Origin of the sequence: Castellaniella defragrans (genome assembly GCF_014203015.1) — a bacterium.
GTDB classification, from domain to species: Bacteria; Pseudomonadota; Gammaproteobacteria; order Burkholderiales; family Burkholderiaceae_B; genus Castellaniella; species Castellaniella defragrans.
In genome coordinates this window covers 63,484-83,311 of record NZ_JACHIB010000012.1, presented here as the reverse complement: position 1 = coordinate 83,311, position 19,828 = coordinate 63,484, and the positions used below count along the sequence as shown (strand labels likewise).

Sequence of the window (19,828 nt, the reverse complement as noted above, 5' to 3'; positions counted from 1 at the left end):
GGCGTGTGCCCCCCCGGGGGGAACGGCTGGCGGGCTCAGTTGCGCGCCAGGTCCGTACCTTGGCGAATCGCCTTCAGCTGGTTCTGCACCGCCTGCCAGACGGCGGGGCCGACGTTCTGCTTGATCTGCTCGTTGACGGGCTTGATCGTCTCGCGCATGCGCTCGATCTCCGCGGGCGCGACCTCGTTGATCTGCATGCCGTCGGCCTTCAGCTGCGCCAGGGCCTTGTCGGCTTCCGCCCGGGTGTCCTTGCGCTCGAAGTCGCGGCTGACGACGGCGGCCTTGAGCAGCACGTCGCGCTCGTCGGCGCTCAGGCCGTCCCACCACTTCTTGCTGGCCGTGACGATCCAGGGACTGTAGACGTGGTTGGTGATGCTCAGGTATTTCTGGACCTCGTAGAACTTGCTCGACAGGATGGTGTTGTAGGGATTTTCCTGGCCGTCCACCGTCTTCGTCTCCAGCGCGGTGAACAGTTCCGAGAAGGGCAGCGGAATGGCGTTGGCGCCCAGGCGCTGGAAGGTGTCCAGGAACACGGTGTTCTGCATGACGCGCAGCTTCAGGCCGCCGAAGTCCTCCACGCGGGTCACGGGCTTCTGGCTGTTGGTCAGGTTGCGGAAACCGTTCTCCCAGTAGACCAGGCCGACCAGCCCCTTGTCGCTCAGCTTTTCCATCAGCATCTGGCCCGCCCGGCCGTCGAGGATCTTGTCGGCCTCCTCGCCGGAATTGAACAGGAAGGGCGTGTCCCACATCGCCATTTCGGGGGTGATGCCCACCAGGGTGGCGGTGGAGCCCACCATCATTTCCTGGGCGCCGCCGATCAGCGCCTGCTGCATCTGGATGTCCGAGCCCAGCGCGGCCGCGCCGATGGCGCGGATCTTCATCTTGCCGCCCGACAGCTTGGCGACCTCGTCGGCGAACACCTGGACGGCGCGCCCCTGGTTGGAATCCTGGTTCAGGCCGTAGCCGAAGCGGATCAGGCGGGTCTGGATGTCGGCGGCCTGGGCCTGGGGGGCCATTGCGCCGGCCGCCAGGGTGGCGGCCAGGAACAGGGCTTTCAGTTTCATGGGGATTCTCCTTGGTGAAATGTCCGCCGGGTGGAGGCGGGTGTTGTATGCCTCAGCCCAGCCAGCGGACCGGGGCGGTGACGATCTGGGGAAAGGCCACCAGCAGGACCAGCAGCAGCGCATAGACCAGCAGGAAGGGCGCGACGCCCTTGACGACGGATTCCATCTTCACGCCGCCCACGCCGGCGGCGACGTTGAGCACGGTGCCCACGGGCGGCGTGATCAGGCCCAGGCAGCCCGTGAACACGAACATGAAGCCGAAATAGATCGGATCGATGTGCGCCTTCAGCGCCAGGGGCAGGCAGACGGGGGCGAAGATCAGAATGATGGGCGTCAGGTCCATGGACGTGCCCACCAGCAGCAGGAAGACCACCATGCAGGCCATGAACAGCGTGGGGTGCGCCAGGATGGGCTGGAACAGCTCGGCCAACTGGTTGGGCAGGTCGGCCAGGGTGATCATGTAGGCGGCCACGGTCGCGGCGCCGCACAGGAACATGACCACCGCCGTGGTGATGCTGGAGGCCACCAGCACGTCGTAGGTGGCTTGCCAGGAGAGCGCGCGGTAGATGAACTTCGACACCAGGAAGGCGTAGACGGCGGCCACCACCGCGGCCTCGGTGGGGGTGAAGACGCCGAAGCGGATGCCGCCCAGGATGATGACCGGCATGAAGATGGCCCAGGTGCTGTCGGCCACGACGCGGCGGCGTTCGGCCCGCGTGGCGCGCGGGGCCGTAGGCAGCTGGCGGCGGCGCGCGACCACGCGCCAGGCCAGCAGCAGCGCGCCGCCCATCAGGATGCCGGGGACCACGCCGCTGATGAACAGCTTGCTGATCGAGGTGTTGGTGGTCACGCCGTAGATGATGAAGGGCAGCGACGGCGGGATGATGGGACCGATGATGCCGCCCGAGGCCAGCAGGCCCGTGCTGTAGTCCATCGGGTAGTTCTGCTGGCGCATCATGGGCAGCAGGATGGTGGCCAGCGCGGCGGTGTCGGCGATGGCCGAACCGCTCATCGAAGCGAGCAGCACCGAGGCGAATACGGCGACGTAGCCCAGGCCGCCCGGGATGTGGCCGACGAAGGCGCGCGCCATGTCGATGATGCGCTGGCTCAGGCCGCCCACGTTCATCAGTTCGCCCGCCAGGATGAAGAAGGGCACCGCCAGCAGGGGAAAATTGTCGAAGCCGGCCTGCAGGTTCTGCGCCAGCAGCTGGGTGTTGAAGAAGTCCAGGTGCCACATCAGGGCCACGCCCGAGACCAGCAGGGAGACGGCGATGGGGATGCCGATCGCCATGGAGGCGAACAGGACGGCGAGGAAGATCAGGGTGGTGTCCATGCCGGAACTCCTAGGTTCGATTGCGGCGGCGGTCCAGGACGGCCTGCTTGAAGAGCAGGACTTCCATGGCGGCGGCCATGAACAGGGTGGCGGCCGCGGCGATCGCCAGGGGATAGCCGATGACGGGGCTGTAGCTGTGCAAGCCGGCGATCACCTGATCCCAGGCGCCCTTGACGACCATGCCCAGGACGACCGCGGCGACCAGGGTGGCCAGCGCGTCCATCGCGGCGCGCGTGCGCGGCCCCACCCGATCCACCAGCAGGTCGAAGCTCAGATGCCGCTTCTCGTGGGCGGTGACGACGGTGCCCATGCAGACCAGCCAGACGAACAGCAGGCGGGACAACTCCTCGTAGATCACCAGGCCCGTGCCGAAGGCGTAGCGCAGCACGACGTTGCTGAACACGGCGACCACCATGAGGGCCAGGGTGATCGCCATGAAGGCTTCGGCGGCCTTGCGGATCAGGGGCTTGCGCGGCGCGCCGGCGGCGGTGTCAGGAGTGTGCATGGGGATTCCTTTGCAGCCATTCGGCGGCGCGTTCGAGGATTTCTTCCAGGGGGCGTTCGCTGTCCAGGTGCAGCAGGCCGGCCTCGTCGTGGGGCGGCTCCAGCGTGGCGAACTGGCTGTCGATCAGGGTGGCGGGAAAGAAATGGCGGTCGCCGCGGCCGGCGACGCGCCGGTGGGCCGCGTCGCGGCCGACTTCCAGCCAGATGAAGGCCAGGCCGGGCACGTGCGCGCGCAGCCGGCGGCGGTAGGCCCGCTTCAGGGCCGAGCAGCTGAGGACCACGCCGCCGGCGCCCTGGCGCGCCAGTTCCCGCCCCAGCGCTTCCAGCCAGGACGCCCGGTCCTCGTCGGTCAGCGGGACGCCGGCGCGCATCTTCGCGTGGTTGCCTTCGCTGTGGAAGGCATCGCCCTCGACGAAGGCCCAGCCCTGGCGCCGCGCCAGCATCTCGCCGACGGTGGATTTGCCGCTGCCGGAGACGCCCATCACGACCACCGCGCGGGGCGGGCAGGCGGGTGCGTCGGGCATTCCGGCGGGAGAAGATAGCGCTATCTTTTGCATTGAAAAAAAACCGCCCTTACGTACAATGATGCCCGGAACGTCGGGCCGGGCCTGTGCCGGCCGATCTTCCCGAGGCGGGTGAGACGCAAAGATAGCGCTATCTCGTTGCGGCCGACATTAGGGAATTCCTGTATGAAAGATTCTTCCTCCGACGGCGGCCCCGGCGCCCGGACGGCCGGGCCCCGGGGCCGCAGCCGGGCCACCGGCCGGGTGACGCTGGCCGACGTGGCGGCCCTGGCCGGCGTCAGCCCCATCACGGCGTCGCGCGTGGTGGCGGGCAAGACGACCGTGCGCCCGGAACTGGCCGAACGGGTGCGGGCCGCCGTGGAGCGGCTCGGCTACCGCCCCGACCCGTCGGCGCGCGCGCTCGCCTCGGCCAAGAGCAGCCACGTCGTGGTGCTGATCCCGCTGCTGTCCAACACCCTGTTCACCGAACTGCTGGAAGCCGTGCAGGACGTGATGTGGGAAGCCGGCTATCCGATCTTCGTCGGGATCACCCAGTACCGCCCCGAGCGCGAGGCCGCCCTGCTCGACAGCTACCTGTCGCACCGGCCGGCGGGCCTGATCCTGACCGGCTTCGACCGCAGCGAGGCCCAGCGCCGCCTGATCGAGGCCAGCCGCACGCCGTGCGTGCACGTGATGGAACTGAGCGGCGAGCCGGGCGTGCATTGCGTCGGCTTTTCCCAGACCGGGGCGGCGCAGGCCGTGGCCCGCCACCTGCTGGAGCGGGGGCGGCGGCGCATCGCCTTCGTCGGCGCCCAGCTGGACCCGCGCACGCTGGAGCGCGCCGAGGGCTTCCGCGGCGTCCTGCGGGCGGCGGGCTGCCACGATCCCCGGCTGGAGATCCTCGATCCCCGGCCCTCGTCGGCCGCCCTGGGGGCGGAGGCCTTCCGCCGCCTAGTGGAGACGCACCCGGACCTGGACGCGGTGTTCTTCTGCAACGACGACCTGGCCCACGGCGGGCTGCTGGAAGCGCTGCGCCTGGGCGTCCCGGTGCCCGGCCGGGTCAGCGTGGTGGGCTTCAACGATCTGCCGGGCAATGCGCAGATGCTGCCCGCGCTGACGAGCCTGCGCACGCCGCGCCGGGAAGTCGGCGACGCGGCGGCGCGGATGCTGCTGCGGCTGATGCGCGGCGAGCCGGTGGACGCGCCCGTCGTCGACCTGGGCTTCGAGCTGAAGGTCCGCGCCAGCAGCTAGCGCGGCCGGCGTCCCGCCCGCACTGCCCGCCGGGCCGGTGCCCGGCCGCCGGCGCGGGCCATTCAGAAGGCCGGGCCGTCGTCGTCGTGGGCGTCGGCCTGGGCGGCGCGGGGCGCGGCTTTCTTGGCGGCCGTCTTCGCCGCGGTCTTCTTCACGGCGGCTTTCTTGGCCGCCGTTTTCGCGGCCGTCTTCGCCGCGGGCTTGGCGGCGGCCTTGGACGCGGTCTTCGTCGCCGTTTTCGTGGCGGTCTTCGTCGCCGTTTTCGCCGCCGCCTGGGTCGCGGGCGCGGCCTTGGCGGCGGTCTTGCCGGCGGTCTTGGCGCCCGCCTTGGCCGGACGCGGCTCGAACTCGAAGCCGACCTTGCCGTCGGCCTGGCGCACCAGGAAGGCCTTGAACTTGCGGTTGGTGCGGCTGGACACGAAGCCGTCGAGCAGGTCGGTCTTGCCGGTGGCGAGCAGCTTGCTCATCTGCGCGGCGGGGATCTCCTGCTGCAGGATGACCTTGCCGCTGCGGAAGTCGCAGCGCTTGTCCGGCCCCACGGCGTGCTCGCAGACGTAGTTCATGCCGTACTCGAAGACGCGGCCGCCGCACTTCGGGCAGGCGCCCAGCGGGGTGTGGCCGGAGAAGTCCACGGGCTCGGCGTCCTCGTCCTCGCGCTGGCCGAAGTCGAATTCCAGCTTGTATTCGTCGGTGATGCGCAGCACGGCGGCGAAGGGCCGGCCCATCTTGCTGATGAAGCCGGTCAGCGGGCCCAGCGTGCGTTTTTCCAGCAGTTCCTCGACCTCGGCGATCTCGAAGGTGCGCCCGCCCGGGTGCTTGCCGATAGAGAAGTCGCAGGACGTGCAGGCGTAGCGGCGGTAGTTTTCCTTCACCACGCCGCCGCATTTGGGGCAGGGAGTCCGCAGGGTGGCGTAGTCGCCGGGCACGGTGTCGCGTTCGTATTCCTTGGCGCGCTTGACGATCACCTGGGTCATCTGGGCGATCTCGCGCATGAAGGACTCGCGGTCGAGCTTGCGCTGCTCGATGAGCTTGAGCTGGTGCTCCCATTCGCCGGTGAGCTCCGGCGAGGTGAGTTCGTTCACCCCCAGGCCGGCGAGCAGCGTCATCAGCTGGCGGGCCTTGGCGCTGGGGATCAGGTCGCGGCCCTCGCGGCGCAGGTAGCCTTCGTTGAGCAGGCCTTCGATGATGGCCGCGCGCGTGGCCGGGGTGCCCAGGCCGCGCTCGGACATGGCCTCGCGCAGGGCCTCGTCGTCCACCAGCTTGCCGGCGCCTTCCATGGCCGACAGCAGCGTGGCTTCGTTGAAGCGGGCGGGGGGCTTGGTGACCAGCGCGCGCGCCTCGATGTCCTCGGTGCGCACGCGCTCGCCGTCGGCCACGGGCACCAGCGAGGCGTCCTCGCCCTGCGTCTCGCGGCCGTAGATGGCGAGCCAGCCGGGGTGGACCAGCACCTTGCCCTCGGTCTTGAAATGGTGGCCGGAGACCTGGGTGATGCGGGTCGTGACGCGGAATTCGGCCGCCGGGAAGAACACCGCCAGGAAGCGGCGCGTCACCAGCTCGTAGATCTTGAATTCGGCGTCGCTCAGCTCGCGCGGCACCTGCAGGGTGGGGATGATGGCGAAGTGGTCGGAGATCTTCTTGTCGTCGAAGATGCGCCGGTTGGGCTTGACCCAGTCCTGCTTCACGACCTGGGCGGCGTAGGGCTTGACGGAGCGGGCCGCGCCCGATTCGCTGTCGGCCAGCACGCGCATGGTCTGCTGCACGGTGCCGACGTAGTCCTGCGGCAGGTAGCGGGAATCCGTACGCGGGTAGGTCAGGGCCTTGTGGCGCTCGTACAGCGACTGGGCCAGCGACAGCGTGGTCTTGGCGGAAAAGCCGAAGCGCGAGTTGGCCTCGCGCTGCAGGGTGGTCAGGTCGAACAGGGCCGGGGACATCTGCGTGCTGGGCTTGGATTCCTCGGTCACGCTGCCCGGCTGGTCGCGGCAGGCGGCCACGATGGTCTGGGCGGCGGATGCGGACCACAGGCGCGAATCGCGGGCCTCGGTATCCTGTTCGTTTTTCTTGAAAGCCGGGTCGAACCAGCGGCCCTCGTAGAGGCCGGCGGCGGCGACGAAGGTGGCGTGGACTTCCCAGTAGTCGCGCGACACGAAGCCGCGGATGCGGTCCTCGCGCTCCATCACGATCGCCAGGGTGGGGGTCTGGACGCGGCCCACCGGAGTCTTGAAGAAGCCGCCGTCCTTGCTGTTGAAGGCCGTCATGGCGCGGGTGCCGTTGATGCCCACCAGCCAGTCGGCCTCGGCGCGGGAGCGGGCGGCCGCCTCCAGCGGCTTCATGGTCGCGTCGTCGCGCAGGTTGGCGAAGGCCTCGCGGATGGCGGCCTGGGTCATGGACCGGAGCCACAGGCGCTGGATGGGCTTCTTCACCCCGGAATACTGGATGATGTAGCGGAAGATCAGCTCGCCCTCGCGGCCCGCGTCGCAGGCGTTGATGACGGCGCCGACGTCCTTGCGCTTGAGCAGCCGGACCAGCAGCTTCAGCCGCTCGGCGGAGCGCTTGTCGGTCGGGCCCAGCTCGAACTGGGGCGGGATGACCGGCAGGTGGGTGAAACTCCATTTGCCGCGCACCGGGTCGTTGGGCGCCACCAGGCTGAGCAGGTGGCCGACGCTGGAGGACAGCACGTACTGCTCGCTTTCAAAGTAGTCGCCTTCCCGGGTGAAGCCGCCGAGCGCCCGGGAAATGTCCAGGGCGACCGAGGGCTTTTCAGCAATAATCAGAGTTTTGGTCATGAGGTTCCAGTGGCGGCCGTTTTGCGACCACGATAGCGCGGATCATACGAGGGGGCACCTTAGCATGCAAGCGGCGGGCCCGGCCGCGCCCCTCGTCCACCCCTCGTCCACCCCTCGTCCACCCTCCGTCCACTCTCCCATCCACACCCCGCCGCGCCGGTCCGGCGGCGCCGGATTCCTGTCCCGGCACCGGCCCGGACACGGTTTCGCCGATGCCGCGCGGGGCGGCGCCCCCAGGCGCTGGACGAAGCGCTGCAACGGGCGCGCCAAGGTCCTCCGGCATTAGGGTAAGCCATAGGCCTGCATGTCCGGCAAGGATACGGTGATGTCCTGAATGGACCTGTAATGGGTCGGAGGCGGTCTCTAACATGCCTTTCAGCCGGTGCGTACGGACGCGCCGGCCGATCGCTCTCATGGAGGAGACCCTCATGAAATCCCATTCTGTGCTGAAGATGGCGCTGCTGCCCGGCCTGCTGTTCGCGTCGGCGCTGGCGGCGGCCGCACCCGTCAAGATCGCCCTCGTGGAGACGCTGTCCGGCCCGCAGGCCTCGACGGGCCTGAGCTACCGCTCCGCCGTGCGCTACGCGGTGGACCGCATCAACGCCGAGGGCGGCTGGCACGGGCAGCCGCTGGAACTGCTGGAATACGACAACCAGGGCGGCCCGGCGGGCGCGGCCGACAAGCTGAAGGCAGCCATCTCCGACGGCGCGAAGATCGTCGTCCAGGGCGCCTCCTCCGCCATCGGCGGACAGATCACCGAGGACGTCCGCAAGTGGAACCTGCGCAACCGCGGGCGCGAGCTGATCTATCTGAACGTGGGCGCCGAGGCGCAGTCGCTCACCGGCGACAAGTGCCAGTTCTATCACTTCCGCGTCGCCGGCAACGCACCGATGCGGGTCGGGGCGCTGGTGGCCGGCATGAAGCAGGACGGAGCCCTGGGCGCCCGCGTCTATGCGATCGACCAGAACTATTCCTGGGGGCAGGACATGGAGCAGGCCATCGTGGACGCCGCGGCGGCCGGCGGCTATACCGTGGTCGAGAAAACCCTGCACGACGTCGGCAAGATCCAGGATTTTTCCCCCTACGTGAACAAGATCGCGGCCGCGCAGGCGGATACGGTGATGACGGGCAACTGGGGCAGCGACCTGCTGCTGCTCATGAAGGCCGCCAGGGCGGCCGGCCTCAAGGCGCGCTTCGGCACGGTCTACCTGGACCAGCCCGGCAACATCGCCAATGCGGGCGAGGTGGCGCTGGGCGGCTATGTCGCGCAGACCTTCAATGCCGAGGCGGCCGGCGCGGCGGGCGAGGCGTTCGTGCGGGACTACGAGGCCAGGACGGGCCATGCGCCGACCTTCATCGAGCCGCAGACGGTCTTCGGGATGCTGCTGGTGGGCCAGGCGCTGAAGCGCGTGCCGGCCGGCGACGGCACGCTGGACGTGCGCCAGCTGGCGCTGCAGATCGAGCAGGCCTCGGTCGAAACCCCCATGGGCACCCTCAGCATGCGGGCGCAGGATCACCAGGCCCTGCTGCCGCTGGCCGTGTCGGTCGTGTCGCGCGAGGCGCGCTACAAGGCGGACGGCACGGACCTGGGTTTCAAGCCGGTGAAGCGGTTCACCGCGCAGGAGGCCGCCGTGCCCGCCCAGGCCGCGTGCCGGATGCAGCGGCCCGACTGACCGCCGCCGCAACCAGGGGGACGTCATGGAACATCTCGCAACCCCGCTGCTGAATGGCGTCGTCTACGGCCTGCTCCTGTTCATGGTGTCGGCCGGACTGACGCTCATCTTCGGCATGATGGGCATCCTCAACTTCGCACACGCCTCGTTCTACATGCTGGGCGCCTATTTCGCCTATGCCTTGCAGGACCTGACCGGCTTCTGGCCGGCGATCGTCGTGTCGCCCCTGCTGGTCGCGGGCATCGGCATCCTGGTCGAGCGCCACATGCTGCGGCGCGTGCACCGGCACGGGCATGCTCACGAGCTGCTGATCACCTTCGGCCTGTCGTTCATCATCGTGGAGCTGATCAAGCTGTTCTTCGGCAACTATCCCGTGAACTACCGCGTGCCGGCGGCCCTGGATTTCGCGGCCTTCACGCTGGGCGGCCTGGACTACCCGGCCTACCGCCTCTTCATGGGCATCGTGGCCATCGGCATGTTCGCGGTGATCTACCTGCTGCTGTCGCGCACGCGGGTGGGGATCATCGTGCGCTCGGCCATCCACAGGCCGGAGATGGCCGAGGCGCTGGGCCACAACGTGCCGCGCGTCTTCATGGGCGTCTTCGGCGTGGGGGCCGCCATGGCCGGGCTGGCGGGCGCAGTGGCCGGCGCCTTCTACACCACCAGCCCGAACATGGCGCTGGAACTGGGCGTGCTGGTGTTCGTGGTGGTGGTGATCGGCGGCCTCGGCTCGCTGGAGGGCGCGATGCTGGCGTCGCTGCTCATCGGCGTGGTGACCTCGGTGGCGGTGGGCATCGACGCCACGCCCGCCGACCTGCTGGCCTGGGCGGGCCTCGGAGGGTTCGCCCAGGAGGCCGGCGGGCTGCTGGCCCTGAAAGTGTCCAGCCTGGCCGCGAGCCTGCCGTTCGCCCTGATGCTGCTGGTGCTTCTCGTGCGCCCGAGCGGGCTCATGGGCGAGAAGGAGTGAATGCATGGAAACGCACCTGAAAACCCGCGTGATTCTGCTCTGTGCCGGCGTGGCGGCGCTGGCCGCGGTGCCGCTGGCGCTGCCGGACGGCCTGGTGAACGCGGCGATCTCCATGCTGATCGCCGCGCTGTTCGCCTGCGCCTACAACCTGCTGTGCGGCCATGCCGGCATGCTGTCCTTCGGCCATTCCGCCTATTTCGGGGTGGGCGCCTTCGCCACCATCCACGCCATGAACGCGCTGGGGGGAACGGGGCTGCTGCCCACGCCGTGGATGCCGCTGATCGGGGCGGCGGGCGGCCTGCTGGCCGGCCTGGCGGCGGGCTGGTTCTCGACCCAGCGCACGGGGGCGTACTTCGCCATGATCACGCTGGCGATCGCCGAGCTGCTGCACGCCCTCGCGCCGCAGTTGCGGAGCGTCTTCGGCGGCGAGGCCGGCATCTCGTCGATGCGCATGCCGGCCTGGGGCCTCTCGTTCGGCTCGATCGCGGAGGTCTACTACCTGACGCTCGCCTGGGTCCTGGCGAGCCTGGCGCTGCTGTACCTGCTGACCCGCACGCCCCTCGGGCGCCTCGCCCTGGGGCTGCGCGAGAACGGCCATCGCCTGCGCTTCCTCGGCTACGACGTGCACTGCATCGGCGTGCTGGTCTTCGCCCTGTCGGGCATGTTCTCCGGCATCGCCGGCGGCCTCCAGGTCCTGAGCAACGAATCGGCCAACTACGTCGTGTTCGACACCTCGTTGTCGGCCGCCGTCGTGCTGAACACCTACATCGGCGGCGTCCACGCGTTCCTGGGGCCGGCCCTGGGGGCGGCGCTGGTGACCTTCTTCGGCTACGCGGTCTCGGACCTGACGCAGTCCTGGCTGCTGTACCAGGGGGCGCTGTTCGTCCTCGTCATCATGTTCATGCCCACGGGGCTGGCGGGCCTGCTGGAACTGGCCGGCGGCTTTGCGAAGCGCTACGGCCTGCGGGCGGTGGCGCCCGCGGCGGGCCTCTACCTGCTGGCCGGCGCCGGCTGCGCCGCCGCCGCGGTGTTCCTCACGGAACTGCTGCAGCGGCTCTTCTCGCAGGACTACCGCAGCCTGGCCCGGGCGGCGGGCGCCTGGGAATGGCCCGCGATCGCCCTGTTCGGCCGGGAGTGGTCGCCCACGGGCGTGCTGACCTGGCTGGTGCCCGCGGCGCTCGCCGCGCTGGGCTGGCTCTGCTGGCGGGCGGCCTCGGCCGCCGCCGGCCGCCTGCGCGATGCGGCGCCCGCGCAGCAGGATCCGCTGGCCGGCGCCATGGCCGAACGGAGGCCGACATGAATCCTTCCGTCCTCGTCCTCGACGGCGTGCGCAAGTCCTTCGGCCCGGTGGAGATCATCCGCGGCGTCAGCCTGGAGGTGGGCGCGCACGAACGGCATGCGGTCATCGGCCCCAACGGGGCCGGCAAATCGACGCTGTTCCATCTCATTTCCGGCCAGCTGCGCCCGAGCGCGGGCGGAATCCGGCTGGCGGGCCGGTCCATCGCCGGACACAGTCCGCAGGCCGTCAACCGGCTCGGCCTGGCGCGGTCGTTCCAGATCACCAATCTCTTTCCGCAATTGACGGTCTTCGAGAACATCCGCCTGGCGGTGATGCGGTCGCACGGCCTGCAATACTGCTTCTGGCGTCTGATCGACCGCAACGGCCCCGTGCGGGAGCGCAGCGAGTCCCTGCTCGAAAGCGTCCGGCTGTCCCATCGGGCGGCCACCGCGGCGGGGGAGCTGTCCTACTCCGAGCAGCGCTCGCTGGAAATCGCCATGACGCTGGCGTCGGACCCCCGCATCATCCTGCTCGACGAGCCCATGGCGGGCATGTCGCGCGAGGAGACGGGCTACACCACGGCGCTCATCCGCGAGGTGACGGAGGGGCGCGCCCTGCTGATCGTGGAGCACGACATGGAGGTCGTGTTCGCGCTCAGCGACCGCATCAGCGTGCTGGTCTACGGCGAGGTGATCGCCAGCGGCACGCCGGAGGAGATCCGCGCGGATCCCCGGGTCAGGGAAGCCTATCTGGGCGAGGAGGCCACGACATGATCATGACGACGGAAACGCCGCTGCTGAGCGTCCGGGACCTGCATGCGCACTACGGCAAGAGCCACGTCCTGCGCGGCGTGAGCTTCGACGTGCGGCCGCGCGAGGTCGTCGGCCTGGTCGGACGCAACGGTTCGGGCCGGTCCACCACGCTGAAGGCCATCATGGGGCTGCTGCCGCCCTCGTCGGGCGAGGTCGCGCTCGGCGGCCGCGCCCTGGCCGGGCGGCGGCCCTACGAGATCGCGCGCGCCGGGATCGCCTACGTGCCGGAGGCGCGCGAAGTGTTCGCCAACCTGACGGTCGACGAGAACCTGCGCATGGGCGAGCAGCCCTGCCCCGAGGGCGTGCCCGCCTGGACCGTGGCGCAGATGTTCGACTATTTCCCCCGCCTGAAGGAACGGCGCGGCACCCTGGCGGGCAGCCTGTCCGGCGGCGAGCAGCAGATGCTGACGATCTGCCGGTCGCTGCTCGGGAACCCGCGGGTGCTGCTGATCGACGAGCCCACCGAGGGCCTGGCGCCGCAGATCGTCGCCGCGGTCAGCGACTGCATCCAGGACATCCACCGGCGGGGCGTGTCGGTCGTCCTGGTGGAGCAGAAGCTGACCATCGCGCTGCGCGTGTCCACGCGCATGTGCGTGATGGGCCATGGCCGGATCGTGCGCGAGGGCGCGCCGCAGGAGATCGCCGGAAATGACGAACTGCTCGCGCAATGGCTGGCGGTTTGAACCTTGCGGCCCCGCGGGGCCGCGCAGATGCATGGAAACGGAAACATGAAACGCAAGCATGACAAGGTCATCATCACCTGCGCCGTCACCGGCGGCATCCATACGCCGTCGATGTCGCCGCACCTGCCCCTGACGCCGGAACAGATCGAGGCGCAGGCCGTCGAGGCGGCCGAGGCGGGCGCCGCCATCCTGCACCTGCATGCGCGCGACCCGGCCGACGGCCGGCCCACGCCCGACCCGGCGGTCTTCGCGCGTTTCGTGCCGCGGATCAAGGCGGCCACCGACGCCGTCATCAACATCACGACGGGGGGCACGACGCGCATGAGCCTGGCCGAGCGCCTGGCGTATCCGCTGCAGGCCAGGCCCGAGATGTGCTCCCTGAACATGGGCTCGATGAATTTCTCCATCCATCCCGTCGCGCGCCGCATCGGCGAATGGAAGCACGACTGGGAAAAGCCCTACGTCGAGGGCATGGAAGATCAGATCTTCCGCAACTCGTTCAAGGACATCGCGCACATCCTGCGGACCCTGGGACAGGCCCACGGCACGCGCTTCGAGTTCGAGTGCTACGACGTGGGGCATCTCTACAACCTGGCCTACTTCGTGGACGAGGGGCTGGTGCAGGCCCCGCTGTTCATCCAGTTCATCTTCGGCGTGCTGGGCGGCATCGGCGCGGATCCGGCCAACCTGGCGCACATGCGCGGCGTCGCCGACCATCTGTTCGGCCGGGAGAACTACCGCTTTTCCGTCCTGGGCGCGGGCCGGCACCAGATGGCCCTGGCCACGATGTCGGCGGTCATGGGCGGGAACGTCCGCGTGGGGCTGGAGGACAGCCTGTTCCTGTCGCGCGGCGAGCTGGCGCCCTCGAATGCGGAACAGGTGCGCAAGATCCGCCGCATCCTGGAGGAGCTGTCGCTGGAGATCGCCACGCCCCGCGAGGTGCGGGACATGCTGGGGCTGAAGGGGGCCGGCGCCGTGGGTTTCTAGTGCGGGTCCGGGCCGGCTTCCGGGGCCGGGCCGGACGGCGCACTGCGAGGTGGCGCGCGCCCAGGCCCCGGGCCCGCGGGCCCCCGGGCTTGCGGAGGCGGGTTTGCGGAAGCGGATGTCGGCCTGCCGGTATTACAGGTATTCGACGTTGCCGTCCACGCTGATGGCCTGGCCCGTGACGTTCGCGGCCGCCGGCGTGGACAGGAACAGCACCATCGCGGCGATGTCCTCGGCCGACACCATGCGGCGCAGGGAGATCCTGTCGAGATACTGCTGCCGCATGGCCGCCTCGTCCAGGCCCAGGGCCTGGGCGCGCGCCGCGATGACGCGGTCCATGCGCGGGCCGGCGACGACGCCGGGCAGGACGGCATTGACGCGGACGCCTTCGGGGCCGAGCTCCGCCGCCAGGGATTTCATCAGCCCCACGACGGCCCATTTCGTTGCGGCGTAGGGCGTGCGGAAGGGATAGCCCAGGCGGCCCGCCACGGAGGACATGGCGACGATGTGCGGACTGTGTGCGGATCGTTTCAGGTGAGGGACGGCATGGCGCAGGAAATAGAACTGGCTGTTCAGGTTGGTGCCGACCGTGCGCTCCCAGTCGGGGGTGGCCAGCGCGTCGATGCCGCCGGTGGGGCCGGCGATGCCGGCATTGTTCACCAGCACGTCCAGGCCGTCCATCGCCCGCACGGCTTCGTGCACCGCCTGCGCGGCGGCCTCTTCCCGGCCGACGTCGGCGACGGCGCCCAGGGCGGCGGGGTGGCGCCGGCGGAAGCCGTCCAGCGCCTGCGCATCGATGTCGCAGACGTACACGCGGGCGCCCGCTTCCAGGAAGCCTTCCGCGATGGCGGCGCCGATGCCGGCGGCGCCGCCGGTGACCAGGACCTTCAGCCCCGGGGGAACCCGCAATCGTTGGGTGATCGACATGTCAGATCCTCAGTCCGCCGGTGACCTCGATCACCGCGCCGTTGATGTAGCTGGCCTCGTCGCTGGCCAGGAAGGCGTAGAGATGGGCGACTTCTTCGGGCTGGCCGAGGCGGCGCAGCGGGACCTGCTCGCTCATGCGCGTCAGCACGCTGTCCGGCACGCTGTCGAGCATGGGCGTCTGGATGAAGCCGGGCGCCACGGCGTTCACCCGGATGCCCTTGGGGCCCAGTTCGCGGCACCAGGTCCGGGTGAAGCCGATGACGCCGGATTTGGCGGCCACGTAGTTGGTCTGGCCGAAGTTGCCGTAGAGTCCGACCACGGAGCTGGCGTTCAGGATGACGCCGCTGCCCCGTTCGATCATGCCGGGGACGACGGCCTGGGCGGCATTGAAGACGCCTTTCAGGTTGACGTCGATCACGGCGTCGAATTGCGCCTCGGTCATTTTCTCGAAGCGGGCGTCGCGCGTGATGCCGGCGTTGTTCACCAGGATGTCGATCCGGCCGAACCGCGCCAGGATGGCGTCGACCGCTTGTCCCATGCAGGCTCGGTCGGTGACGTCGGCCGCCAGCCCGATGGCGGTCGCCCCGGCGCCGCGGCAGCCGTCGAGGGTGTGCCGCACGGCGTCCTCGTGGACGTCGCACGCGACGACGGCGGCGCCTTCCTGGGCGAACCTGAGTGCGGTTGCCGCGCCGATTCCGCGTGCGGCGCCGGTAATCAGTGCCACCTTGCCTTGTAGTTTCATGCTGATCCTCGTCTCCCGACCTGTGTGGAATGTGCCTGTATGGATGTGCCCGCATGGCCGTGCCTGCCCCGGCCTGCCGGCGCAGGCCGCGCGCGGCCCTCGGGAAAGAGTAATCGACTCCCGGATGGATGATAAGATCGATTCCGGACGCCCGCATATCTTCATCGGAAACACCGTTCACCATGCGAAACCGCCCGCCCGCCTATAACGAACGCATCTACGCGCCCTACAAGATCGCCGCCCTGGTGGAGGTGCTGGCCGAGCAGGGGATTCCGCCGGCGCGCAGCCTGCAGGGCACCGGGGTGGACGAGAACCGCATCTACGACGCCACGGCGCTCACGTCGATCCGGCAGTACGTGGAAGTCTGCGGCAATGCCCTGGCCCTGTCGGCCGACCCCGCCACGCCGTTCCTGACGGGTTCGCGGCTGCATCTCTCCGCCTATGGCATGTACGGCTATGCCCTCATGTCGTGCCTGCAGATGCGCGATTACTTCCTGCTGGGCGTGAAATACCACTCGCTGGCCACGCCGACCCTCACCATCGAGTGGGCGGAGCGGGACGGCCGGGCGGTCTGGACCTTTCCCGATGCGATCGTGTGCAACGAATCGCCGGACATCCGCCGCTTCCTGATCGAGCAGCAGTACACCCAGCACGTGACGCATCTGCAGGACGTGTTCGGCCGGCCCTGCTTTCCCGTCAAGGCGTATTTCTCGTACGCGGCGCCCGCCCATGCCGCGATCTACGAGCGCTTCCTGGGCTGCCCCTGCGAATTCGGCCATGCGCAATGCGAGCTGCACTACGATGCGGCCATCCTGGACCAGCGCCCCCTGCTGGCGCACCGGCTGACGGCGGCCGTGCTGCAGCAGACCTGCGAAGGCCTCATCAGCAACGCCAGGACCCTGGCGGGCATGGCGGGCGAGGTCTACCAGCGCCTGCTGCGCCGGCCCGGGGAGTTCCCCGGCATGGAGGCGATCGCGGCCCAGCTGGGCATGACCTCGCGCAACCTGCGGCGGCACCTGCGCGCGGAAGGCACCTCCTTTTCGGCGATCCTGGACGACGTGCGCTCCTCCCTGGCGGTGGAATACGTGCGCACCACCGAGATGAACGGCGACGACATCGCCCTGCTGCTGGGATTCTCCGAGCCCACCAACTTCCGCCGCGCCTTCAAGCGCTGGACGGGCAAGACGACGCGGGAATACCGGCAGGCCGCGGATCCGGACTAGCGCGGCCGCGCCCTCCGGCCCGGTCTCACGCCGGCCCGGCCTCCGGGTCCGCGGGCGGCGCCGACGCCCGCAGCGCGATCAGGTGCAGCGCCAGCCGCTCCCGCGCCGCCTCGGCCTGCGCGGGCGTCCAGGCGCGCAGGCCCCGGCCGGTCCGCATGCCCAGGTGGCCCCGGCCGAGCAGCTCGCCAAGGAGCGGCGAGGGCTCCTTGCCGCCGTCCAGGTCGGGAAAGAGGATGCGGTGGACCTCGCGGGTCAGTTCGAGCCCCACGAGGTCCGCGTTCTCCATCGGCCCCAGCACGGGCAGCCGCATCCCGAAGCTCTGCTTGACGACCTGGTCGATGGTCTGCGCGTCGCACACCCCGCGCTGGACGAGGGCGATGGCCTCGCGCCACAGCGCGTGCTGCAGGCGGTTGCCGATGAACCCCGGCACGTCCTGCAGGACCTTGACCGGCGATTTCCCGGCCGCCCGCAGGAGCGCGAAGGTGTCCTCGAAGACGGCGTCGGACGTGTGATCGGTGCGCACGACTTCGACGAGCGGGACGAGATGCGGCGGGTTCCACCAGTGCGTGCCCACGAGGCGCGAACGCGCCTGCGGATCGAGGTCCTGCCCGATGCGGGTGATCGGGATGACGGAGGTGTTGCTCGCCAGGATCGCGGACCGCGGGGCCGCGGCGGCGATGTCGGCGAAGAGCCGCTGCTTGAGCTCGATCCGCTCGGGCGCCGCCTCGATGACGATGCCGGCGCCGGCGACGGCCTCGTCCAGCGAGGCGCGCAGGCGCAGCCTGGCGAGGATCGCGCCGGGCTCCTCGCCCATCTGCTCCAGGTTGCGGGCGATGTGCCCGGGCGCCGCCCGCAGCACGTCTCCGTCCGCGTCGCCCAGGGCCGTCTCGTGGCCGGCCGCCGCGAACACCTGGGCGATGCCGCGCCCCATGAGGCCGGCGCCGATGACGGCCACCTGGATTTTCCGTTGCGCGCGTGTCTTCAATGCCGTGTCCCTCCGGTCCGCTTCCGGCCCAATTCCGGTCGTATGGTTGCGGGCCATGCTACGCGGACGGGCGGTGCGCGATAAGATCCCGGGAGGACATTTAGGGGTGCGGAGAGGACATCGCGCCGTGCGGGCCGCCAGCCCCGAAGCGCCGCGCCCATTGCGCGGTGGCCTCGGGCCAGAAGGCCTGCGGCGTGGCGGCGGGCAGCTCGGCGAATCCCAGGGACCGCCAGGCCGTCCGCAGGCAGTCCAGGGGGCGCGACACGTCCAGCGCGGGCGCGTGGTTCTGCTTGGACAGCTTGCGCCCCTGCGCATCCACGACCAGCGGCACGTGCAGCACGCGCGGCGGGGTCAGCCCCAGGGCGCGCGCCAGCTGCCGCTGGCGGGCCGTGGAATCCAGCAGGTCGGCGCCGCGCACCACGTCGGTGACGCCCTGCTCGCCGTCGTCCACCACCACGGCCAGCTGATAGGCCCACAGGCCGTCGGCGCGCCGGACGATGAAGTCCCCGACTTCGGCGGCCACGTCCTGGGACTGCGGGCCCAGCCAGCGGTCCACGAAGGTCTCCACGCCCGGTTCGACGAGAAAGCGCCAGCTGCGGATGGGGCGCTGCGCGGGGTGGGGTGGTGCGCCGGCCGGCAAAGCGGCGTTTGCGGCGGATGCCTGCGGTGTGTCCCGTGGCGCGCCGGCCGGCCGGCAGGTGCCGGGATAGGGGCCGGGCGGCAGCTCGCGCCGCACGCAGGCGCAGCCGTAGACGCGCCCGGCGGCCCGCAGCCGGGCGAACGCGCGCCCGTACAGGGGATGGCGCCGCGTCTGCCACACGGGCTCGCCGTCCCAGCGCAGGCCCAGGGCCTCCAGCTGCCGCAGGATGACGCGGTCGGCGCCGGGCACGGTGCGGGGCTCGTCGATGTCCTCGATGCGCAGCAGCCAGCGGCCGCGGTGCGCGCGGGCGTCCAGGTAGCTGGCCAGGGCCGCGACCAGCGAGCCGGCGTGCAGGGGGCCGCTGGGGCTGGGCGCGAAGCGGCCCACGTACGCGGGCCCGCCCGCCGCCGCGGCGGGCCGCGCCGCGTCCGGCGGGGCGGCGGATTCGTTCGGCTGGGTCATCGGGGGCGGGGGGGCCGGGAGCGGAAGGCCGGCGGCCGGTGGCGCGCGGCAGGGCGCCTGGGCCGTCCGGGACGGAGGGCTCAGTGGGACTGCCGGCCTTCGTCGTCGGTCAGCAGTTCCTCGAACACCAGGTGGTCCACCTCGGCCTCCTGGCTCCAGAGGACCATCAGCGCCAGGACCTTGATCTCGGCCAGGGACAGCGGCGAGTGGTCGGCCGCCTGGGCCGCCTCGATCAGGATCTCGCGCAGCACCGGGGACAGGCTGCCGGAATTCTCCAGGAAGCTGATGAAGCCGATGGCCTCGGTGCCCAGCGCGGCGTATTCCTCGTCGGTGTAGACGCGCGCGGCGTCGCGCTGGGCGTCGCGCATGACGGCCAGCGGCAGGCAGCGCTCGGTGGTGCTGGCCAGGTCGCGCAGCCAGTTCAGCGCGTCGTCGATGTCTTCGTGCTCGAACCCGGCGGCCGCCAGCTTGCTGGCCAGGACCTCGGCGCGCGGGCAGGCCTGCGGCGTGTAGTAGTTCTCGAAGAGATAAACCAGGATGTCGTACATGGCGGATGGCGAGGCGATATTCCCTGATAGTGTACTTGGCTTGGGGCGGATGGGGGCCAGCGGGAATTCACTATGCCATGGAATGACGCGCGTCTTGCCTATCGTCGTACCTTAGGGCGGATTCCAGGCGGCTCCATTCGAGGCCGCGCGCATGGACCATGCCAGCGAATGGCGCATCTACTGGCGCATCATGCTGCCTCTTTCGGCGCCGGCGCTGGCCGTGCTGGCCATCTTCTCCGTGATGTGGCGCTGGAACGACTTTCTTCTGCCCTTGATCGTGCTGTCGAAGAGCGACGTATTCACGCTGCAATTGGCGCTCAACTCCTTCCAGGGAGAGCTCAATACGCAGTGGCATTATCTGCTGGCCATGACCGTCATCACGCTCGTCCCCGTGACGGCGGCGTTCGCCTTCCTGCAGCGCTACATCGCGGCCGGCATCGCAAGCGCCGGCGTCAAGTGATCCGT

At 70.0% G+C, this 19,828-nt stretch carries 18 protein-coding genes and 1 pseudogene; 9 read left to right on the top strand and 10 right to left on the bottom strand.

The features are described from left to right. Nucleotides 1–35: 35 nt before the first annotated feature. Genes HNR28_RS11060 through HNR28_RS11045 form a run of 4 tightly spaced genes read right to left on the bottom strand, consistent with a single transcriptional unit; the run spans nt 36 to nt 3,425 of the window. Nucleotides 36–1,064, bottom strand: coding sequence for a TRAP transporter substrate-binding protein (locus tag HNR28_RS11060; RefSeq protein WP_043679309.1), 1,029 nt, complete (start codon nt 1,062–1,064; stop codon nt 36–38). A gap of 52 nt (nt 1,065–1,116) precedes the next feature. Then, entirely contained in the window at nt 1,117–2,397 is a 1,281-nt protein-coding gene (locus HNR28_RS11055) for a TRAP transporter large permease (RefSeq protein WP_043679312.1), read from the bottom strand. 10 nt (nt 2,398–2,407) lie between these two features. Beyond that, the gene (locus HNR28_RS11050) at nt 2,408–2,902 is read right to left on the bottom strand and encodes a TRAP transporter small permease (RefSeq protein ID WP_043679315.1); all 495 of its coding nucleotides are present in this window, start codon (nt 2,900–2,902) and stop codon (nt 2,408–2,410) included. Further along, entirely contained in the window at nt 2,889–3,425 is a 537-nt protein-coding gene (locus HNR28_RS11045) for a gluconokinase (protein WP_244978273.1), read from the bottom strand. Before HNR28_RS11045 ends, HNR28_RS11050 begins: the two co-directional genes overlap by 14 nt. A 165-nt stretch (nt 3,426–3,590) precedes the next feature. Here HNR28_RS11045 and gntR point away from each other — a divergent pair, with 165 nt between their 5' ends. Next, complete coding sequence (gntR, locus tag HNR28_RS11040) at nt 3,591–4,655, top strand: HTH-type transcriptional regulator GntR (protein ID WP_151024355.1); 1,065 nt, start codon at nt 3,591–3,593, stop codon at nt 4,653–4,655. Between the two features lie 62 nt (nt 4,656–4,717). Here gntR and HNR28_RS11035 read toward each other — a convergent pair whose 3' ends face one another. Beyond that, nucleotides 4,718–7,438, bottom strand: coding sequence for a DNA topoisomerase III (locus HNR28_RS11035; protein WP_151024354.1), 2,721 nt, complete (start codon nt 7,436–7,438; stop codon nt 4,718–4,720). A 428-nt stretch (nt 7,439–7,866) separates the two neighbouring features. Here HNR28_RS11035 and HNR28_RS11030 point away from each other — a divergent pair, with 428 nt between their 5' ends. Genes HNR28_RS11030 through HNR28_RS11005 form a run of 6 tightly spaced genes read left to right on the top strand, consistent with a single transcriptional unit; the run spans nt 7,867 to nt 13,839 of the window. Then, on the top strand, nt 7,867–9,111 hold the full coding sequence (locus tag HNR28_RS11030; protein ID WP_043679324.1) for a branched-chain amino acid ABC transporter substrate-binding protein: 1,245 nt from the start codon (nt 7,867–7,869) through the stop codon (nt 9,109–9,111). Between the two features lie 25 nt (nt 9,112–9,136). Continuing rightward, nucleotides 9,137–10,078: a branched-chain amino acid ABC transporter permease gene (locus HNR28_RS11025; RefSeq protein WP_043679326.1), complete on the top strand. Its 942-nt coding sequence runs from the start codon at nt 9,137–9,139 to the stop codon at nt 10,076–10,078. Between the two features lie 4 nt (nt 10,079–10,082). Further along, entirely contained in the window at nt 10,083–11,378 is a 1,296-nt protein-coding gene (locus HNR28_RS11020; RefSeq protein WP_151024353.1) for a branched-chain amino acid ABC transporter permease, read from the top strand. Beyond that, nucleotides 11,375–12,130, top strand: a complete 756-nt coding sequence (locus tag HNR28_RS11015) for an ABC transporter ATP-binding protein (protein WP_151024352.1) — start codon at nt 11,375–11,377, stop codon at nt 12,128–12,130. Before HNR28_RS11020 ends, HNR28_RS11015 begins: the two co-directional genes overlap by 4 nt. A 2-nt stretch (nt 12,131–12,132) precedes the next feature. Then, the gene (locus tag HNR28_RS11010) at nt 12,133–12,852 is read left to right on the top strand and encodes an ABC transporter ATP-binding protein (protein WP_043685443.1); all 720 of its coding nucleotides are present in this window, start codon (nt 12,133–12,135) and stop codon (nt 12,850–12,852) included. 45 nt (nt 12,853–12,897) lie between these two features. Beyond that, entirely contained in the window at nt 12,898–13,839 is a 942-nt protein-coding gene (locus HNR28_RS11005; RefSeq protein WP_151024351.1) for a beta-keto acid cleavage family enzyme, read from the top strand. Between the two features lie 132 nt (nt 13,840–13,971). Here HNR28_RS11005 and HNR28_RS11000 read toward each other — a convergent pair whose 3' ends face one another. Both HNR28_RS11000 and fabG read right to left on the bottom strand, forming a co-directional pair. Next, nucleotides 13,972–14,763 carry an SDR family oxidoreductase gene (locus HNR28_RS11000; RefSeq protein ID WP_043679335.1) on the bottom strand — a complete coding sequence of 264 codons (792 nt, stop codon included), beginning with the start codon at nt 14,761–14,763 and terminating at the stop codon, nt 13,972–13,974. A 1-nt stretch (nt 14,764) separates the two neighbouring features. Continuing rightward, a complete protein-coding gene (fabG, locus tag HNR28_RS10995) occupies nt 14,765–15,505 on the bottom strand; it encodes a 3-oxoacyl-ACP reductase FabG (protein WP_151024350.1) in 741 nt (246 codons plus the stop codon). Nucleotides 15,506–15,687: 182 nt separating this feature from the next. On the opposite strand from fabG, the gene HNR28_RS10990 reads away from it, so the two are divergent. Next, on the top strand, nt 15,688–16,728 hold the full coding sequence (locus tag HNR28_RS10990) for an AraC family transcriptional regulator (RefSeq protein ID WP_151024349.1): 1,041 nt from the start codon (nt 15,688–15,690) through the stop codon (nt 16,726–16,728). Between the two features lie 25 nt (nt 16,729–16,753). Here HNR28_RS10990 and HNR28_RS10985 read toward each other — a convergent pair whose 3' ends face one another. From HNR28_RS10985 to HNR28_RS10975, 3 genes are all read right to left on the bottom strand, one after another. Then, the gene (locus HNR28_RS10985) at nt 16,754–17,683 is read right to left on the bottom strand and encodes a 3-hydroxyacyl-CoA dehydrogenase family protein (RefSeq protein WP_151024348.1); all 930 of its coding nucleotides are present in this window, start codon (nt 17,681–17,683) and stop codon (nt 16,754–16,756) included. A 130-nt stretch (nt 17,684–17,813) separates the two neighbouring features. Next, nucleotides 17,814–18,815, bottom strand: a complete 1,002-nt coding sequence (gene gluQRS, locus HNR28_RS10980) for a tRNA glutamyl-Q(34) synthetase GluQRS (protein WP_084330440.1) — start codon at nt 18,813–18,815, stop codon at nt 17,814–17,816. Nucleotides 18,816–18,895: 80 nt separating this feature from the next. Next, on the bottom strand, nt 18,896–19,363 hold the full coding sequence (locus HNR28_RS10975; protein WP_043679343.1) for a Smg family protein: 468 nt from the start codon (nt 19,361–19,363) through the stop codon (nt 18,896–18,898). A 148-nt stretch (nt 19,364–19,511) separates the two neighbouring features. Between HNR28_RS10975 and HNR28_RS10970 the strand changes: the two are divergent. Next, nucleotides 19,512–19,823 (top strand): annotated as a pseudogene (locus tag HNR28_RS10970) (carbohydrate ABC transporter permease); the annotation flags it as partial. Nucleotides 19,824–19,828: the final 5 nt, after the last annotated feature.

Bases quoted from the DNA above. Each gene is read 5' to 3' on its own strand.
- gluQRS (WP_084330440.1), bottom strand. From the start codon at position 18,815: ATGACCCAGCCGAACGAATCCGCCGCCCCGCCGGACGCGGCGCGGCCC.
- HNR28_RS11020 (WP_151024353.1), top strand. From the start codon at position 10,083: ATGGAAACGCACCTGAAAACCCGCGTGATTCTGCTCTGTGCCGGCGTG.
- HNR28_RS11055 (WP_043679312.1), bottom strand. From the start codon at position 2,397: ATGGACACCACCCTGATCTTCCTCGCCGTCCTGTTCGCCTCCATGGCG.
- HNR28_RS11060 (WP_043679309.1), bottom strand. From the start codon at position 1,064: ATGAAACTGAAAGCCCTGTTCCTGGCCGCCACCCTGGCGGCCGGCGCA.
- HNR28_RS11005 (WP_151024351.1), top strand. From the start codon at position 12,898: ATGAAACGCAAGCATGACAAGGTCATCATCACCTGCGCCGTCACCGGC.
- HNR28_RS10975 (WP_043679343.1), bottom strand. From the start codon at position 19,363: ATGTACGACATCCTGGTTTATCTCTTCGAGAACTACTACACGCCGCAG.
- HNR28_RS11015 (WP_151024352.1), top strand. From the start codon at position 11,375: ATGAATCCTTCCGTCCTCGTCCTCGACGGCGTGCGCAAGTCCTTCGGC.
- HNR28_RS10990 (WP_151024349.1), top strand. From the start codon at position 15,688: ATGCGAAACCGCCCGCCCGCCTATAACGAACGCATCTACGCGCCCTAC.
- fabG (WP_151024350.1), bottom strand. From the start codon at position 15,505: ATGAAACTACAAGGCAAGGTGGCACTGATTACCGGCGCCGCACGCGGA.
- HNR28_RS11025 (WP_043679326.1), top strand. From the start codon at position 9,137: ATGGAACATCTCGCAACCCCGCTGCTGAATGGCGTCGTCTACGGCCTG.
- gntR (WP_151024355.1), top strand. From the start codon at position 3,591: ATGAAAGATTCTTCCTCCGACGGCGGCCCCGGCGCCCGGACGGCCGGG.
- HNR28_RS11050 (WP_043679315.1), bottom strand. From the start codon at position 2,902: ATGCACACTCCTGACACCGCCGCCGGCGCGCCGCGCAAGCCCCTGATC.
- HNR28_RS11030 (WP_043679324.1), top strand. From the start codon at position 7,867: ATGAAATCCCATTCTGTGCTGAAGATGGCGCTGCTGCCCGGCCTGCTG.
- HNR28_RS11010 (WP_043685443.1), top strand. From the start codon at position 12,133: ATGACGACGGAAACGCCGCTGCTGAGCGTCCGGGACCTGCATGCGCAC.
- HNR28_RS11000 (WP_043679335.1), bottom strand. From the start codon at position 14,763: ATGTCGATCACCCAACGATTGCGGGTTCCCCCGGGGCTGAAGGTCCTG.
- HNR28_RS11045 (WP_244978273.1), bottom strand. From the start codon at position 3,425: ATGCCCGACGCACCCGCCTGCCCGCCCCGCGCGGTGGTCGTGATGGGC.
- HNR28_RS11035 (WP_151024354.1), bottom strand. From the start codon at position 7,438: ATGACCAAAACTCTGATTATTGCTGAAAAGCCCTCGGTCGCCCTGGAC.